Annotated in this window: 19 protein-coding genes; 6 read left to right on the plus strand and 13 right to left on the minus strand. The window is 63.7% G+C overall.

From position 1 onward, the window contains the following. Window positions 1-248 precede the first annotated feature (248 nt). The 9 genes from ACSQ27_RS11145 to ACSQ27_RS11185 all read right to left on the minus strand — a co-directional run bounded on the left by ACSQ27_RS11145 (window position 249) and on the right by ACSQ27_RS11185 (window position 8,228). Entirely contained in the window at window positions 249-1,187 is a 939-nt protein-coding gene (locus ACSQ27_RS11145) for a ParB/RepB/Spo0J family partition protein (RefSeq protein ID WP_436155568.1), read from the minus strand. Between the two features lie 60 nt (window positions 1,188-1,247). After that, window positions 1,248-2,522, minus strand: a complete 1,275-nt coding sequence (locus ACSQ27_RS11150; protein WP_436155569.1) for a serine hydrolase domain-containing protein — start codon at window positions 2,520-2,522, stop codon at window positions 1,248-1,250. Continuing rightward, window positions 2,519-3,079: an RBBP9/YdeN family alpha/beta hydrolase gene (locus ACSQ27_RS11155; protein ID WP_436155570.1), complete on the minus strand. Its 561-nt coding sequence runs from the start codon at window positions 3,077-3,079 to the stop codon at window positions 2,519-2,521. Before ACSQ27_RS11155 ends, ACSQ27_RS11150 begins: the two co-directional genes overlap by 4 nt. 77 nt (window positions 3,080-3,156) lie before the next feature. Beyond that, a complete protein-coding gene (locus tag ACSQ27_RS11160; RefSeq protein WP_436155571.1) occupies window positions 3,157-3,927 on the minus strand; it encodes a ParA family protein in 771 nt (256 codons plus the stop codon). A 50-nt stretch (window positions 3,928-3,977) separates the two neighbouring features. Continuing rightward, the gene (locus ACSQ27_RS11165) at window positions 3,978-4,604 is read right to left on the minus strand and encodes a LysE family translocator (RefSeq protein WP_436155572.1); all 627 of its coding nucleotides are present in this window, start codon (window positions 4,602-4,604) and stop codon (window positions 3,978-3,980) included. Between the two features lie 175 nt (window positions 4,605-4,779). Then, window positions 4,780-5,439, minus strand: a complete 660-nt coding sequence (rsmG, locus tag ACSQ27_RS11170) for a 16S rRNA (guanine(527)-N(7))-methyltransferase RsmG (RefSeq protein ID WP_436155573.1) — start codon at window positions 5,437-5,439, stop codon at window positions 4,780-4,782. Then, the gene (mnmG, locus tag ACSQ27_RS11175) at window positions 5,439-7,448 is read right to left on the minus strand and encodes a tRNA uridine-5-carboxymethylaminomethyl(34) synthesis enzyme MnmG (protein WP_436155574.1); all 2,010 of its coding nucleotides are present in this window, start codon (window positions 7,446-7,448) and stop codon (window positions 5,439-5,441) included. The genes rsmG and mnmG overlap by 1 nt, the downstream gene beginning before the upstream one ends. Before the next feature lie 46 nt (window positions 7,449-7,494). Continuing rightward, the gene (locus ACSQ27_RS11180) at window positions 7,495-7,989 is read right to left on the minus strand and encodes a type II toxin-antitoxin system VapC family toxin (RefSeq protein ID WP_436155575.1); all 495 of its coding nucleotides are present in this window, start codon (window positions 7,987-7,989) and stop codon (window positions 7,495-7,497) included. Further along, window positions 7,983-8,228 carry a type II toxin-antitoxin system Phd/YefM family antitoxin gene (locus ACSQ27_RS11185; protein ID WP_436155576.1) on the minus strand — a complete coding sequence of 82 codons (246 nt, stop codon included), beginning with the start codon at window positions 8,226-8,228 and terminating at the stop codon, window positions 7,983-7,985. The genes ACSQ27_RS11180 and ACSQ27_RS11185 overlap by 7 nt, the downstream gene beginning before the upstream one ends. A gap of 100 nt (window positions 8,229-8,328) precedes the next feature. On the opposite strand from ACSQ27_RS11185, the gene ACSQ27_RS11190 reads away from it, so the two are divergent. Continuing rightward, entirely contained in the window at window positions 8,329-8,919 is a 591-nt protein-coding gene (locus ACSQ27_RS11190) for an NADPH-dependent FMN reductase (protein ID WP_436155577.1), read from the plus strand. On the opposite strand, the gene ACSQ27_RS11195 is transcribed toward ACSQ27_RS11190, so the two are convergent. Beyond that, window positions 8,916-9,548, minus strand: a complete 633-nt coding sequence (locus ACSQ27_RS11195; RefSeq protein WP_436155578.1) for an FMN-dependent NADH-azoreductase — start codon at window positions 9,546-9,548, stop codon at window positions 8,916-8,918. The two genes, ACSQ27_RS11190 and ACSQ27_RS11195, sit on opposite strands and share 4 nt — an antisense overlap. A gap of 28 nt (window positions 9,549-9,576) precedes the next feature. Then, window positions 9,577-9,900: a DMT family transporter gene (locus ACSQ27_RS11200; RefSeq protein ID WP_436155579.1), complete on the minus strand. Its 324-nt coding sequence runs from the start codon at window positions 9,898-9,900 to the stop codon at window positions 9,577-9,579. A gap of 104 nt (window positions 9,901-10,004) precedes the next feature. Between ACSQ27_RS11200 and ACSQ27_RS11205 the strand changes: the two genes are divergently transcribed. The 5 genes from ACSQ27_RS11205 (at window position 10,005) to ACSQ27_RS11225 (ending at window position 14,053) form a co-directional block, all read left to right on the plus strand. Beyond that, window positions 10,005-10,391 (plus strand): winged helix-turn-helix transcriptional regulator, encoded by a 387-nt coding sequence (locus tag ACSQ27_RS11205; RefSeq protein WP_436155580.1) that lies wholly within the window; start codon window positions 10,005-10,007, stop codon window positions 10,389-10,391. A 94-nt stretch (window positions 10,392-10,485) separates the two neighbouring features. Beyond that, on the plus strand, window positions 10,486-11,487 hold the full coding sequence (locus ACSQ27_RS11210) for a Bug family tripartite tricarboxylate transporter substrate binding protein (RefSeq protein ID WP_436155581.1): 1,002 nt from the start codon (window positions 10,486-10,488) through the stop codon (window positions 11,485-11,487). Window positions 11,488-11,521: 34 nt separating this feature from the next. Beyond that, window positions 11,522-11,800 (plus strand): YkgJ family cysteine cluster protein, encoded by a 279-nt coding sequence (locus ACSQ27_RS11215; RefSeq protein WP_436155582.1) that lies wholly within the window; start codon window positions 11,522-11,524, stop codon window positions 11,798-11,800. Between the two features lie 268 nt (window positions 11,801-12,068). Further along, window positions 12,069-12,806, plus strand: a complete 738-nt coding sequence (gene mddA, locus ACSQ27_RS11220) for a methanethiol S-methyltransferase (RefSeq protein ID WP_436155583.1) — start codon at window positions 12,069-12,071, stop codon at window positions 12,804-12,806. A gap of 140 nt (window positions 12,807-12,946) precedes the next feature. Next, complete coding sequence (locus tag ACSQ27_RS11225) at window positions 12,947-14,053, plus strand: alpha/beta fold hydrolase (protein ID WP_436155584.1); 1,107 nt, start codon at window positions 12,947-12,949, stop codon at window positions 14,051-14,053. 67 nt (window positions 14,054-14,120) lie between these two features. Here ACSQ27_RS11225 and ACSQ27_RS11230 read toward each other — a convergent pair whose 3' ends face one another. Together ACSQ27_RS11230 and ACSQ27_RS11235 are read right to left on the minus strand one after the other, a co-directional pair. After that, window positions 14,121-15,101: an NADPH:quinone oxidoreductase family protein gene (locus ACSQ27_RS11230; RefSeq protein WP_436155585.1), complete on the minus strand. Its 981-nt coding sequence runs from the start codon at window positions 15,099-15,101 to the stop codon at window positions 14,121-14,123. Next, a complete protein-coding gene (locus ACSQ27_RS11235) occupies window positions 15,101-15,598 on the minus strand; it encodes a PaaI family thioesterase (protein WP_436155586.1) in 498 nt (165 codons plus the stop codon). Before ACSQ27_RS11235 ends, ACSQ27_RS11230 begins: the two co-directional genes overlap by 1 nt. Between the last annotated feature and the right edge of the window lie 2 nt (window positions 15,599-15,600).

Here is a 15,600-nt window from a genome sequence, read left to right on the forward strand (position 1 = left end):
GCAAAAAAAGGCGACCCGCAGTCTGGGTCCCTACGCTTCGCTTCGGGCAACCTGCGGTGCTCGAGCCAAGCGGGGTCTGGCTAAACTCGCCTTCGGCTCAGACAACGCCAGCCCTGATCCGCTTGGCTCTGCGCTCCTCGGCCCAGCCAGGACGGGGCAGGCGGGTTCGGGTTCGGGAGCGGGGAGGCGGAGGGGGAGGGTAGATAGGTTGGCAGCAGGTCTGCTGCTGCTCGACCTGCCGCTGTTTGCTACTTGCCGCCGCGCAGTCGCTCTATGAGTCCGTTGAGTTCGTCCATGGAGGCGAACTGGATGGCTACTTCGCCCATGTCTTCTCGGCGGCCGTTGCGTTTGACTTGTTTCTTGACGCGGACTTCGACGTCGGCCATCAGCAGGTCGGCGAGTTCTTCTTCGACGCGGCGGGTGTCGCGGGATTTTTCCTTGGCGGATTTTTGCGGCTTGAGGGAGAACTCGGCGCTGAGTTTTTTGACCAGGCTTTCGGCTTCGCGGACCGACATCTTCTTGGCGGAGATCTGGTTGGCTGCCGTGATCTGTGCGGCGCGGTCCAGGGCGAGCAGGGCGCGGGCATGGCCCATGTCGAGGTCGCCGGCCATGAGCATGGTCTGCACCGGGTCGGCCAGGTTGAGCAGGCGCAGCAGGTTGGAGGCGGCGCTGCGGGAGCGGCCTACGGCCTGCGCGGCTAGTTCATGGGTGAGGCCGAATTCCTTGACCAGGCGCTGCAGGCCGTGTGCTTCTTCTAGCGGGTTGAGGTCTTCGCGCTGGATGTTTTCGATCAGCGACATGGCGGCGGCGGATTCGTCAGGCACGTCGCGCACCAGCACCGGAACGGTATCAAGGCCGGCGAGTTTGGCTGCGCGGAAGCGCCGTTCGCCGGCGATGATTTCGTACTTGCCGTCGTTGCTGCCGGAGGTCAGGCGCCGCACCAGGATGGGCTGCATGATGCCCTGCACCTTGATGGATTCGGCGAGCTCGTAGAGCGCGCCTTCGTCCATGCGGGTGCGCGGCTGGTACTGGCCGGCGACCATGTCTTCGAGCCGCAGCGAGGCGGGCAGGCCGGGGCTGTTCGCGGTGTTGCTGGCGTTTTCCGCGTCGGTGGCGGTCTCGCTGACCTTGGGGCCCAGCAGCGCTTCAAGTCCGCGGCCCAGGCCTTTGGGTTTTTTGGTGACCATGGTGTCCTTCTTTTCTCTTTGAATGTTTAAATCTTTGCGTGTACCGGGGCTTGCCGCCGGCTACTGCACGGTGCTGCCGCCCAGCGTGAGCAGCACGCCGCGCCACAGCGCGTCGCGCTCTTCGTAGGGTTGGACGTCTTGCTTGCCGCTGGCCTTTTCCCAGACCGAGGTCATCACCATCACGATGCCGGTGGAGGGCTGCACATAGAGCGTCTGGCCGTGGATGCCCTGCATCGCGAAAGTGCGTTCGCGAAAGGGCATCAGCCAGAACTGGTAACCATAGCCGAAGTAGGGCGTGGCCTTGCGCGGCTTGAAGGCCTCCGGCTGGCGTGCCGGGTCGGTGGCGTCGAGCAGGTAGTCCAGCGGCAGGACCTGCGTTGCGCCGGGTTTGCCGGTGGCCTTGTCGATGGCGCGGCCGTCATTGGCCAGCAACTGGCCCAGCCGCGCCCAGTCGCGCAGGATGGCGTTGAAGCCCCCATTGGCTTGCTCCTGCCCGTCGATACCGACACGCCAGAAGGCATCGTGCTCGGCGCCCATGGGTTTCCATAGCCACTCGGTGGTGAGCTCGGACATGTTTTTGCCGGCGGCCCCGGCCAGCACGCGGCCCAGCACATCGGTCTCGGAGCTGGCGTAGACAAACTTTTCGCCGGGGGGCGAATGCCGGTCGGTGATGGACTTGAGCACATCAATGGGCTTGCCCGCGCCCGCCGCCCCGGCGGCGGCGCGCGACAGGCGGGAAAGATCGTCCTTGCCGTCATAGAGTTCGGTGAAGGTCAGGCCCGAACTCATGCGCAGCAGCTGGCGAATCGTGGTGGCGCCGTAAGGGGTGCCGGCAAGCTCTTTGGCGTATTGTTCGGCGGGGTCGTCGAGCGAGGCGATCAGCCCCAGCGATAGCGCCTTGCCGAGCAGCAGCGAAGTGACGCTCTTGGCCATGGAGAAGGACAAAAAGCGCGCGTCGTCCTTGCGGCCGTAGCGGTAGTGCTCGGCGACGATCTCGCCGTTTTTCAGGACCAGCAGGCCGGTGGTGCGCTGGTGCTCCAGGAAGTCCGTCAGTGCGTAGCCCATGCCCTTGTAGCGGTAGGAGATGGACGCCGGGCTGGCCGCGCGGGGCAGGGGGCTGGCCTCGGCGGGGCGCGCGACCACGCGGACCTTCACGCCGGGTACCTTGTCCATGGCCGACCAGGAGCCGACACGATAAGGATTGCTGTACCAGGTGCTGGCGTTGCCCAGCGGGTAGGCCTGCGCCTTGCCGAGCAGCTCTTCGTCGGGCTCGGCCTTCGAGGCGCCGGCGGCCAGCGCGAGGACCAGCAGCAGGGGGAGGGTGATGTGTTTCATGCTGCCGTCGTGGCCGGGGCCGGATTCTGGAGTTGCAGCAGGCGCGCATGCGCTTCGGGCCAGTCGCCCAGGCCGCTGTCGGCATTGAGGTGGCCGCGCGGCCCGGCGTCGACAAGTTCCGCGCCCCAGGCCGCGGCGAACCGGCGGGCGCGTTCGGGTGCGCAGAAGGGGTCGTCGCTGCTGCAAAACACCACGGCGGGAAAAGGCAGCTTGTTCATCGTCACGGGCGACCAGCCCGGCAGCATCTGGCGCACGTCCTCGCGCTCCACGTCGGGCGGCGCGACCAGCAGTGCGGCCTTGACGCGATGGGTGTTGCGCGAGTGCGAGGCCCAGGCGGCGGTGAGCATGCAGCCCAGGCTGTGCGCCACCAGCACGGCGGGTTCGTCACAGGAAAGCAGCACGTCTTCCAGCCGCGCGCTCCAGTCACCGCGCAACGGCCGCATCCAGTCGTGCTGCTCCACCCGCGTATAGCCGTGCGCCCGCTCCCAGCGGCTTTGCCAGTGCTCGGGGCCGCTGTTTTGCCAGCCGGGAAGGATCAGGGTGTTGCGGGGGTTCATGGCGCGCGGAGAATCGATGTGCTACGAATTTAATAGCTTCAAACCCCCTGTTTATGAGGGTTCTGGCTTTTTCGGGGTTACATGGCCTTGATGCGGTCGACCATCTCTTCGGCGAAGGTGATGAAGGCCTGCGCGCCCCGGGAGGCCGGGTCGAACACCACGCCGGGCAGGCCGTAGCTGGGCGCTTCGGCCAGGCGCACGTTGCGCGGGATCACGGTGTTGAAGACCTTGTCGGCGAAGTGTTCCTTGAGCTGGTCGCTGACCTGCTGCTGCAGGGTGATGCGCGGGTCGAACATCACGCGCAGCAGGCCGATGATCTGCAGGTCCTTGTTGAGGTTGGCATGCACCTGCTTGATGGTGTTGACCAGGTCGGTCAGGCCTTCAAGCGCGAAGTACTCGCACTGCATGGGCACGATCACGCCGTGGGCGCAGCACAGGCCGTTGAGGGTCAGCATGCTGAGCGAAGGCGGGCAGTCGATGAGCACGAAGTCGTACTGGCTGTCGACGTCGGCCAGCGCGAGCTTGAGGCGCTTTTCGCGGCGCTCGACGTCGACCAGCTCGACCTCGGCGCCGGCCAGTTCGCGGTTCGCGCCCAGCACGTCGTAGCCGCATTTCTCGCTGTGCACACGCGCCTCGACCACCGAGGCGGACTCGAGCAGCACGTCGTAGACCGTCATTTCCAGCTTGCGTTTGTCCACGCCGGATCCCATGGTCGCATTGCCCTGTGGGTCCAGGTCAATCATCAGGACCCGCTGGCCGACTTTGGCCAGGCCCGCGGCCAGGTTCACCGTCGTCGTTGTCTTCCCGACCCCGCCCTTTTGGTTGGCTACGCAGAATATTTTGGCCATGTGTGCTTTTTAGTTTTTGTTCGAATGAGGACGCGAAATGCGATGGCGGCTTATTTGGAGACCGCGAGCTTGAGGCCGAAGCCGATCAGGAAAATACCGGCCAGCTTGTTCAGGACCACCGTGATTTTCGGGTTGGCGCGTATGCGCTCGGCCAGGTGGTAGGTGATCATGACCGAGCACAGGCCGTACAGGAGGGTCAGCCCGGCAATCGTGGCGGCCATCACGGCAAAAGTCTTGATGCCCTGGTGCTGGGCCGGATCGACAAACAGCGGGAAGAAAGCCATGTAGAAAACAATCGCCTTGGGGTTGAGCAGGGTGATCATCATGGCTTGCTGAAAGTAGTGGCGGGGCTTGATGTTCAGCAGTGGGGCGTCACCGGGCTTGGCGAGCAGCATCTTGATGCCCAGCCAGGCCAGGTAAATGGCGCCGGCCCACTGGACGATATGGAAGGCCGTGGGGTAAGCGGCCATGATGGCCGACACGCCGGCCACCGCCGCCCAGAGCAAAACCTGGTCGCCGGCGATCACGCCCAAGGTCGCACCCAGGCCGCCCGCGATGCCGCCCTTGCTGGTCGAGGTGATCAGCGCCAGGTTCCCGGGGCCGGGAATCAGCAAAAACACAATGATGGCGACAACAAAAGCACCGTAGTCGGCAATGCCGACGAATGAGCCCAACATGGAGGTTCTCCCAGAAGTGAGAAAAAGAGGAGGGCTCGAGTTTACGACAGGGGTGTGCCGCCGGAATGCCAAAGGAGGCCGATCAGGCCCGATTCGGCGTCCGCGATGGTTTCTTTTTGTGCCCGAACAACGGGCGGGGGGAATCAAACCCCCGGCACGCCGCCTCCGACCCGGTTCAGGCGTCGGCTTTCACCCGGATCCAGACAATGCAGCGCTCGGCATTCAGCCCCGGTACCTGCAACTGTTCCACGTGAAACACCTCGGCCTTGGCCGGCAGGGCGGCGATTTCGTCGGCCGGGTGTTTGCCCTTCATGGCCATCCAGGCACCTTGGGGCGCCAGGGCATTGACGGACCAATTGGTGAAATCGGCCAAAGAGGCGAAGGCCCGGGAGCAAATCACCTCAAACGGCGTGGTGATGGTTTCGACCCGGGCGTGCAATCCCGACAGGTTGGGCAGCTTGAGCGCCAGCGCCGCCTGCTTGATAAAGGCGGCTTTTTTGGCAACCGTGTCCACGCAGGTGACTGCCACTTCCGGGCAGCAGATGGCGATGACCACACCCGGAAGGCCGGCGCCGGAGCCCACGTCCAGCAGCCGGGCGCCTTGCGCCAGCCCGGCTTTTTGCAGATGGCGGCGCAGCGGCAGCACCGCGGCCAGGCTGTCCAGCAGGTGGTGGGTCATCATTTCCGCCGGGTCGCGCACGGCCGTCAGGTTGTAGACCTTGGTCCATTTGCCGATCAGGTCCTGGTAATCCAGTAGCTGGCCGACCTGGGCATCGCCCAGGTCCAGTTGCAGCGCCTTCAGGCCGGCGCGCAAATCCTGTTCACCGGCCCGCATCAAGCTTGGGCTTTTTCGGTGGAGGTGTCGGCCGCCTGGAGCGGAACCGTGTTTTTCCACAGGTTCTTTTTCAGGTGCACCAGCAGCAGGGAGATGGTGGCCGGCGTGATGCCGGAGATGCGCGAAGCCATTCCCAGGGTTTCGGGCCGGTGTTTGGCCAGGGTCTGGCGCGCCTCAAAACTCAGGGCCGAGACCTGCAGGTAATCCAGGTCGGCGGGCAGTTTGAGGTTTTCGTAGTGGGCGGCGCGCTCAACCTCGGTCTTCTGCAGGTCGATGTAGCCTGCGTACTTGGCCGTGATTTCGATCTGCTCGATCACGCTTTTGGCGATGTCATCGCTGGCTGCGGCTTCGGCCGCCAGCTCGGGGTTGGCGTACTTGCCTTCCTCCAGCGACATCAACCCGGCGTAGTTGACGTCCGGGCGGCGCAGCAAGTCCAACAGGTTGTACTCGCGCTCGATCGTTTTGCCCAGGACGCGCTCGGCTTCGGCCACCGGCAGGTTGTTGGGGTTGACCCAGATCGCCCGGAGCCGGGCTGTTTCACGTGAAACAGAGTCGCGCTTGCGGTTGAAGGCGTCCCAGCGGGCGTCGTCGACCAGGCCCAGTTCCCGGCCTTTTTCGGTCAGGCGCATGTCGGCGTTGTCCTCGCGCAGCATCAGGCGGAACTCGGCCCGGCTGGTGAACATGCGGTAGGGCTCGGTCACGCCCTTGGTGATCAGGTCGTCGACCAGCACGCCGAGGTAGGCTTCGTTGCGTGCGGGTAGCCAGGCACCACCATGATCGTTGGGCAAGCCACCGAGTGCCCTGCATTGCAGCGCGGCATTGACGCCGGCGAACAAGCCCTGGGCCGCCGCCTCTTCATAACCGGTCGTGCCGTTGATCTGGCCGGCGAAGAACAGGCCGCCAATCGCCCGGGTTTCAAAGCTGGATTTCAGCGCCCGCGGGTCGAAGTAGTCGTATTCGATGGCGTAGCCGGGACGCAGGATATGGGCGTTTTCCATGCCGGCCATGGAGCGCACCAGCTCGTACTGGATGTCAAAAGGCAGGCTGGTCGAGATGCCGTTGGGGTAGATCTCGTGGGTGGTCAGGCCTTCGGGCTCCAGGAAAATCTGGTGGCTGTCCTTGTCGGCGAAGCGGTTGATCTTGTCTTCCACGCTGGGGCAGTAGCGCGGGCCGACGCCGTCGATCTTGCCGGTAAACATGGGGCTGCGGTCAAAACCCGAGCGGATGATGTCGTGGGTGCGCTCGTTGGTATGGGTGATCCAGCAGGGCATTTGCTTCGGGTGGGCAATGCCGCCGCCCATAAAACTGAAGACCGGGACCGGGCCTGCTATGCCACCGGGCATGCCGTCGCCGGGTTGTTCGGTGCACTTGCTGAAGTCGATGCTGCGGCCGTCGATGCGCGGCGGCGTGCCGGTCTTGAGCCGGCCTTGCGGCAGCTTGAGTTCCTTGAGCCGGCTCGACAGCGACACCGCCGGCGGGTCGCCCGCCCGGCCGGCCGAGTAGTTGTTGAGCCCGACGTGGATCTTGCCGTCCAGGAAAGTCCCGGCCGTCAGCACCACGGTGCGTGAACGGAACTTGATGCCGACCTGGGTGACGGCGCCGACCACGCGGTCGCCTTCCACCATCAGGTCGTCGACGGCCTGCTGGAACAGCCAGAGATTCGGCTGGTTCTCGAGCTTGCGGCGGATGGCTGCCTTATAAAGAATGCGGTCGGCCTGCGCCCGGGTGGCGCGCACGGCCGGGCCCTTGGAGCTGTTCAGGATGCGGAACTGGATGCCGCCTTCGTCGGTGGCCAGCGCCATCGCGCCGCCCAGGGCGTCCACTTCCTTGACCAGGTGGCCCTTGCCGATGCCGCCTATGGACGGGTTGCAGCTCATCTGGCCCAGCGTCTCGATGTTGTGCGAGAGCAGCAAAGTCTTGCAGCCCATGCGGGCCGAAGCCAGGGCGGCCTCGGTGCCGGCATGGCCGCCGCCGACCACGATCACGTCAAATTCTTGGGGGTAAAACATATCCAACCTTTGGGCCTTGCGACCAGCTACTCACTCTATTAACTTCTCAGCTCTCGATCAATTCGGTGGCCAGGCCCATGCCGCGCGCCACTTGCGCCTGGCGCCTGTCCGCCGTGACGAACAGGTCCACCCGGCTGGCCAGTGCGCTGCCCACATGCAGGGCATCCATGCCGCGCAAAGGGCCGTGCTCCATGGCGGCAAAGGCAAAGCGCTCGACATGCTCGTCCAGCGGAACCAGGGTCATGTCGGCCACGTCGCGCTGCGCGGCTGTCCAGGCACGGTCAAATTCAGGGGCGGGCAGGCTACCGTCGCGCCGGCGCCGGAGCAGGGCAGAAGCCACCTCGGTCTTGCAATGTGCGGCGACCAGCAACTCGCTGGCCGTTTCGAACAAGCTCAACACACGGTCGCGCCCGGCTTCGCTGGCATAGCGCTTGGTCAGGGCCGACGCGTCAAACATCAGCCGTGCCTCGCCGTCGCGCGCCACCACGCGGGTGGTGGTGGCAGCCTGTGGCGCATAAGCGGCCTGCGCTTTTTTCACCATGGCGATTCATTCCGTTCGTCCAGCACCGCCTGCGACAGCGACCTGCCGGGCGGCAGGACCACAGGCTCAAACGGCGTTTTCCAGCTGGGGATTTTGGCGGTGTCCGCCTCGGTCTTCAGGGGCACCAGCTCGGCCACCGGCTTGCCGTGCCGCAGTATGCGCACGGTCTCGCCTTGCTCCACCAGGTCGATCATGGCGGAAGCATTGGCGCGAAATTCACTGAGAGCAATGGTGTGCATTTTGTACAAATTTCAATGTTTTGTACATTTTAGCGGGTTCGTGCTTGCAAGGCACCCAGTACGCAGTTTTTCACCCTTCGGCCTGTGGTGAAATCAGCCGATGAGCACCCCTCCCAAACTCCTCGTCTTTGCCGGCAGCATCCGCCAAAACTCCTTCAACCGCAAACTCGCCAATGTCACGGCCGCCCTGGCGCGCGCCAGCGGCGCCGAAGTCACCCATATAGAACTGGCGGATTTCGACGTCCCCATGTACAACGCCGACCTTGAAGCCAAGGGCACGCCGCCCGACGTCATGAAACTCAAGCAGATCATGTTCGAGCACCCGGCCTGGATCATCTGCTCACCCGAATACAACGGCAGCTACACCGCGTTGCTGAAAAACACCGTCGACTGGGTGTCCAGCCCCGTCAAGAGCGACCCGGCCTGGCACGAAGGCTTCAAGTCCTTCAGCGGCAAGGTGGTGGGCGTGCTCAGCGCCTCGCCCGGCGCGCTGGGCGGCCTGCGCTCGCAAAGCCACCTGGTGCCGCTGCTGCTCAACGCGCAATGCTGGGTCGCGCCCAAGGCCTTCGCCCTGGGCCGTGCCGGCAGCGCCTTCGACACCGAGGGCAAACTGCTCGATGACGCGCACCTCAAAAACGTGCAGGCGGTGATCGACCAGGTGTTGTTCGCCAGCGCCCGGCTGGCGGCTTAAGCCTGGCCTGAGGCGAGCGACCGGGCGCGTTCCATGGCGCCAGCCTTGGTCGCCGCCAATTCCTCCGGCGCCACCAATGTCGGCGCCGCACTGATTTCCGCGTCGACCTCAATGTCCAGAAAACGCAGCCAGCGCCGCATATACGGTTTCTGGAAATCCGAGTCGTCCTCCTCGGGCCGCAGCGGGTATGCACCGGCGCTCGAATACACCAGCGTTGCGCGCTTGCCCGGCAGCAGGGCCTGGTAACCGTCCTGCCGCGACCAACTCCAGTTCTGCCCCGGCAAGGTCACCACGTCGATGAAATGCTTGAGCCGGTAGGGGATGCCGAAATTCCACATCGGCAGGCTGAAGAGGTAACGGTCGGCCGCGTTAAAGCGCTGCGACAGCGCCACCGCGCGCGCCCACAAGGCCTGCTGGGGAGGCGTCGCGTTCTGCGCGCGCAGCACGGCGAACTTGGCGGCAATCATGTCGGCGTCAAAAGGCGGCAGATCAATGTCCCATACATTGATCGTGTCCACCGTATCCTCGGGGTGCGCCTCGCGCCAGGCTTCCAGCCAGGCGGTGGCCACGGTGCTTGAGGTTGATGCGGCTTTCATCGGCGAGGCTTCTATAAAGAGCAGATGGGTCATGGCTTTCTCCGTGCAGGGGAAGGGGATGTCACGCCGTGCCATCCAGCAGGCGCAGGCCCACCATGCCGGCCACCACCAATGCCACACACAGCAGGCGCAACGCCGAAGCGCTCTCGCCCATCCAGAGGATGCCGATCACGGTCACGCCGACCGAACCTATGCCGGTCCAGATCGCGTAGGCCGTGCCCACCGGCAAGGTCTTGACGGCATGCGTCAGAAAGAAAATGCTGGCGCCCGCGGCCGCGACGCCCAGCACGCTGGGCAGGAGCCGGGTCCAGCCCTGGGAGGATTTGAGGAGCAAGGCCATTGCGATTTCGACAATGCTTGCGGCGAGTAGGTAAAACCAGGCCATGGAGGTCGTTCTTTCGGTAACAGGGTTAAAGAGGGAAAAAAATCAAGGAGCCGCCAGCTTAGATTTACGATTACCCATAGACAAGTACGCACCTTCTGGTAACCATGACAATTCCCGACGAGCTCCCCACCGATTCCTCAACTGTGTTTAGCCAGGCCTGCCCCTCGCGCCAGGCACTGGAGCTGGTCGCCAGCAAATGGGCGCTGCTGGTGATCCCGGCGCTGGCCGAGGGCCCGGTGCGCAACAACGAGCTAATGCGCAAGATCGAAGGCATCTCGCAAAAGATGCTGACGCAAACACTCAAGGAGCTGGTGCGCAACGGCCTGGTGCTGCGCTTTGACCGCCAGACCGTGCCGCCCCATGTGGAATACCAGCTCAGCGCGCTGGGCCAGTCCCTCAGCGAAACCCTGATTTCGCTGGACAACTGGGCCGAGCGCAACCACCAGAACCTGAAGGCCGCGCGCGAACGTTTCGACGCCTCTTTCATGTAGCGCATGGGGGTTAGCCTCATTAGCGGAATCACGTAGCGCCGCGCCTCGCGTACGGTCCTATATTGGGACAACACCAACGATCCGGAGACAACACATGAAACAGACGAACACGCGCCGCGGCGCATTGCAATTCGGCCTCAAGGCCGGCGGCGCATTGGCCGCGGTCTCGGCCTTTCCGGGGCTGCTGCATGCGCAGGCCGGCTGGCCCAGCAAACCGATACGCCTGCTGGTGCCTTTCGCGCCCGGCGGCAGTTCGGAAATCGTCGCGCGCTCGGCCGCCAATGAATTGGGCAAGAGCCTGGGCCAGACCGTCTACGTCGAGAACAAACCCGGCGCCAGCGGCAACATCGCGATGCAGGAATGCGCGGCCTCCACCGACGGCCACACCATCATCCTGGGCCACATCGGCACCATGGCGGTCAACCCCTTCATCTTCGACAAGCTGCCCTTCGACACCAACAAGGACTTCAAGCCCATCTCGCTGCTGGCGAAGGTGCCCAGCCTCTACGTGGTCAATGCCAGCGTGCCCGCCACCAACCTCAAGGAGTTCATCGCCCTGGCCAAGGCCAAGCCCGGCCAGCTCAACTACGGTTCGGCCGGCAACGGCAGCGCCGGCCACCTGGCCTTTGAATACCTGAAGATGGCCACCGGCATTTTTGTGCTGCACGTGCCTTATCGCGGCACCGGCCCGCAGCTCACCGACCTGCTGGCTGGCCGCCTCGAAGCCGCCAGCGTGGGCGCGCCCGCCATTCTGGGACACATCAAGTCGGGCAAGCTGCGCTGCATTGCCACCGGCACCAAGGAACGCCTGCCCCAGCTGCCCGACGTGCCCACGGTCGCAGAAAGCGGCTACCCGGGTTTTGAGATGACCCAGTGGTACGGCCTCAACGCGCCCGCCAACATGCCGCAGGCCAACATCGACCGCATCGCCGAAGCCTGCAACAAGGCCATGCGCAACCCGCAGGCCACCGAGCGCCTGCGCGGCGACACGGCCCTGCCCATAGGCGACACGCCGGCGCAGTACGGCGCCTTCATCAAGACCGAGCAGGCGCGCTGGAAGCTGGTCGCCGAACGGGCGAAAATCAAGCCTGACTAAACCCGGCTTCCCAAGGCCTCACAGAGCATTCCCCATGAACTGCCGCCCCGGCTGCGGCGCCTGCTGCATCGCGCCGTCCATCAGCTCCGCCATCCCCGGCATGCCGCAAGGCAAGCCGGCCGGCGTGCGCTGCGTGCAGCTGGGCGATGCCAACCAGTGCCTGATCTTCGGCCGGCCCGAACGGCCAGCATGTTGTTCCGGACTACAGCCTTCCGTGGAAATGTGCGGGACATCGCGCGAACTGGCCATCCAATGGCTGGATGACCTTGAGCGTTCCACGTCTGCAACGTCGGCTACGTCCCTCACAGACTGATGGCCTGAGGCCATCGCTCTGCAGCCCCGAGGGGCCGCAAGCTCCTTGGGTCGGCCCGGCACCATCGCGTTCTACCCGTTTGGATAGCACCTACGGTAGCCCGCTACCGTAATCGCGGCCTGCACCAGCCGTAATTTTCCGACTGGGCTGCGGCCTGGTTCCATCGCACACTGACGTCACAGCTTCTTGTGTGTGGACGGACTTCGCGTATCCAATATCGCCATCCAAGCAGGCTTCCATTTCCATCCACTAACAAAGGACACTCGCCATGAAGAGGTTACTTGCATTTGTATACGGCTTGACGGCCTATGCCGTTTCCTTGGGCACAACCTTATACGCCGTCGGTTTCATTGGCAACATTCTGGTCCCCAAGACCATTGACTCTGCACCGCATACACACTGGACGCAGGCACTGTTGGCCAACGTCTTGTTGATCGGCGTATTTGCGCTGCAGCACAGCGTCATGGCCAGGCCCGCATTCAAAAAGGCTTGGACGCGGATTGTTCCTGAACCCGTGGAACGTAGCACCTATGTCCTGGCCTCAAGCCTGGCCCTGATGTTGCTGTTCTGGCTGTGGCAGCCCATGGGCGGCGTTGTCTGGAGCGTGCAAGACACCAACGGCAGAACACTGCTCTACATCCTGTATGCGCTGGGATGGCTGACCGTGTTTGGCAGCACCTATGCCATCAACCATTGGGACTTGTTTGGCCTGCGGCAGGTTTACTGCTACTTGCGCGGCGAGTCCTACCAAACCATCTCGTTTGCATCACCAGGCCCTTACCGGTACGTACGCCACCCCATCTACCTGGGTTGGTTGCTGACTTTCTGGGTGACGCCCACCATGACGATCGCGCATCTGGTGTTTGCTGTTGCCACCACGCTGTATATCCTGATCGCGATCCGGTTCGAAGAACGCGACCTGATCGACTATTTCGGTGACACCTACCGGCAGTATCGCAAGCGCGTGGCGATGATCATTCCATTTCCCGGAAAGACGCTTCGCTAAGGCCAAGGCGTCAACATGGCCGCTTGTGAACATGCCTTGGACATGCTTTTAAGCACAGGATATCCGCCCTATTGAAGCGAGGCGGACTCTGGGCCAGATGTCGTTGGACTGCGCCCTGGTCGCCTCTTACAATCGGTGCGATGCCCCGGGAACGACAACAGCAGATCCGCTTTTGCACCAGCGCGGACGGCACGCGACTGGCCGTTGCGACGCTCGGGGACGGCGCGCCCTTGGTCAAGGCGGCCACCTGGCTGACCCATGTCGAGAAGGAGCCGAGCAACCTGTTCACCCGGCACTGGGTGTCCGAGTTGAGCCGCGGCAATACCCTCATCCGCTACGACTCCCGCGGCTGCGGCTTGTCGGAACGGCAGGTCGAACGCATTTCCATGGAGGCCTGGATCGAGGATCTGGAGGCCGTGGTCGCCACCCTGGCCATAGACAGCTTTCCCCTGTTTGGCATGTCCCAGGGCGCAGCCATCGCCGTCAACTACGCGGCGCGCCACCCGGACAGGGTCAGCCACCTGGTGCTCTACGGCGCTTGCGCTCGAGGCCTGTTGAAACGCGATCCGCCGGCCAAGGTCATCGACGCGGCGCTGGCCATGCTCAAGGCGGCAGAACTGGGCTGGGGTTCCAACAGTTCGTCGTTCAGGCAAGTGTTCATTTCCCAGTTGCTGCATGATGCAACGGCGGAACAGCAACGCGCGGTCGACGAAGCGCAGCGGCTGACGATCTCCGGGGCGAACGCCGTGCGTTTCCTCAAGGAGGTCTTCGAGATCGACTTGCGCGAATCGGCGCCCAAGGTGCGCTGCCCAACCCTGGTGTTCCACGCCAAAGACGACCCCTGTTTTCCCTTCGAGGAGGGCCGTCTGCTCGCATCGCTGATCCCGAACGCGCGCTTTATACCGCTAGAGAGCAAAAACCACCTGCCGTTCGAGACCGAGGCCGCCTGGCCGGTGTTTCTGTCCGAATTTCGGGCCTTCCTGCCCGGGACCGGCGCCGAATCCGCACCACGTGATGCGAACGCGCCAACAACCGGCAAGCCGCTGCTGACACCGCGGCAAATCGAGATCCTGCGCGAGGTTGGGCAGGGCCAGACTGACAAGCAGATTGCGCGCAAGCTCGCCTTAAGTCCGCGCACCGTTGAAATGCATGTCGCGAACGCACTGCTGGCCTTGAAGTGCCGCACGCGCGCCGAGGCGGTGAGGCGCGCAACAGAACTCGCGTTGATCACCTCGGCCCCCGGGTGACCTTGGCCACCCAACTCCTTGGGCCCGCGCCTTCAGGTGCGCACGGTGGCGAGGATTGGGCTCACAGTCAACGCACCCTCAGCACCGTGCGCCCCTGCGCCAAGCGTTGTGTGACCTTGTGCATGCCGGTGCGAAACTCCTCCAAGGGAAGGCTGGTACTGACATGTGGTTTGATGCTGCCCTGTGCCACCCATGCGAGCAACTGGGCATCGGCATCAAGACTGGCCTGCGGAAAGCGCTCAGCCCAGGCGCCCCAATAGGAGCCTACGATGGAATAGTTCTTCAGCAACGGGAGGTTCATGGGGACCGAGGCTATTTCCCCGCTGGTGAAACCAACCGGCAGCATCCGCCCGCCCCAGTTCATCAACCGTGTCATGGTGCTGAAAATTTCCCCGCCAACGTTGTCGAAGAACACGTCAACCCCTTTGCCGCCGGTGATGTCCTTGATCCGTTGGCGCAGGTCTTCACTGCCATAGACAATGACTTCCTGCGCTCCATGCGCCCTGGTGATCGCGGCCTTGTCCGGCGTCCCGACACCGGCGATGATGGTTGCGCCGAGGTGCCGCGCCAGATCCACCGCCGCCAGCCCCACGCCGCCGGCCGCGCCCGATATGAAGATAACCTCACCGGCCTGCAGCCTGGCGCAGTCAAGCAGCGCGTAGCGGGCGGTTCCATAGCAATGGCGAACGATGGAGCCGGTCTCGAAATCGACGCCGTCCGGCAGCAAAACCGTCGCGTCCTGCGAAGCGACCACCCGTTCCGCATAACAACCAGACCAACCGCCGCAAATCACCCGGTCACCCGGCTTGAAGCGGGTGACCTCGCTGCCGACTTCGGCCACCACGCCCGCCGCGTCCGTCCCCGGCACAAAAGGGGTCTGCGGGCGCAACTGGTACTTGCCGGCCACCATCAGGCAATCCATGAAGCTGATGGAGGCGGCATGCACGTCGACCAGTACTTGATGAGGGCGCGGCTTCGGGGAGTCCATGGTTCCAAGCACCAGGGAATCGACGCCATCAAAGGTGTTGCAAATAACGGCGCGCATCATCAGCCCATCCCTTTGACACGAATGGCCACGACTTCTGCACTGGCGCACTCGGCGCCATTCTGCAAAACCCGGCATGCCACCACAAATTTCCGGTCGGTTTGTTCCTGGACCCGCGCGTAGAAGTCCAAGGAAGCATCAATTGCCATGGGTTTGAGGTAGTTGACGGTCAATCTGCCGGTGACAAAGGCAAACGGCGGGGGACCGCCTGCCAGATCGTGGCCCAACTGCCGGCAAGCGGTGGCCAGCGCGGTCCAGATGGCATGGCAATCAACGACGGAGGCAATTGCTCCGCCATACACAAAACCAGGATGGCCGACGTGAAAGGGTTGCGGGCGCCAGCGGCACACCAGCTCCTTACCCACCCAATGGCTCTTGATTTGCAGGCCGTGCGCGTTGAGAGCGCCGCAGCCGAAACAATGGACTTTGAACTGATCCTGCAGCGCCTGTCCGGCTTCGGCCTGCATCTGATCTTCGACAACGGGTTCCTGAACACTCATCA

The sequence above is a fragment of the Polaromonas sp. LjRoot131 genome, assembly GCF_964252805.1.
GTDB lineage: Bacteria > Pseudomonadota > Gammaproteobacteria > Burkholderiales > Burkholderiaceae_C > Polaromonas.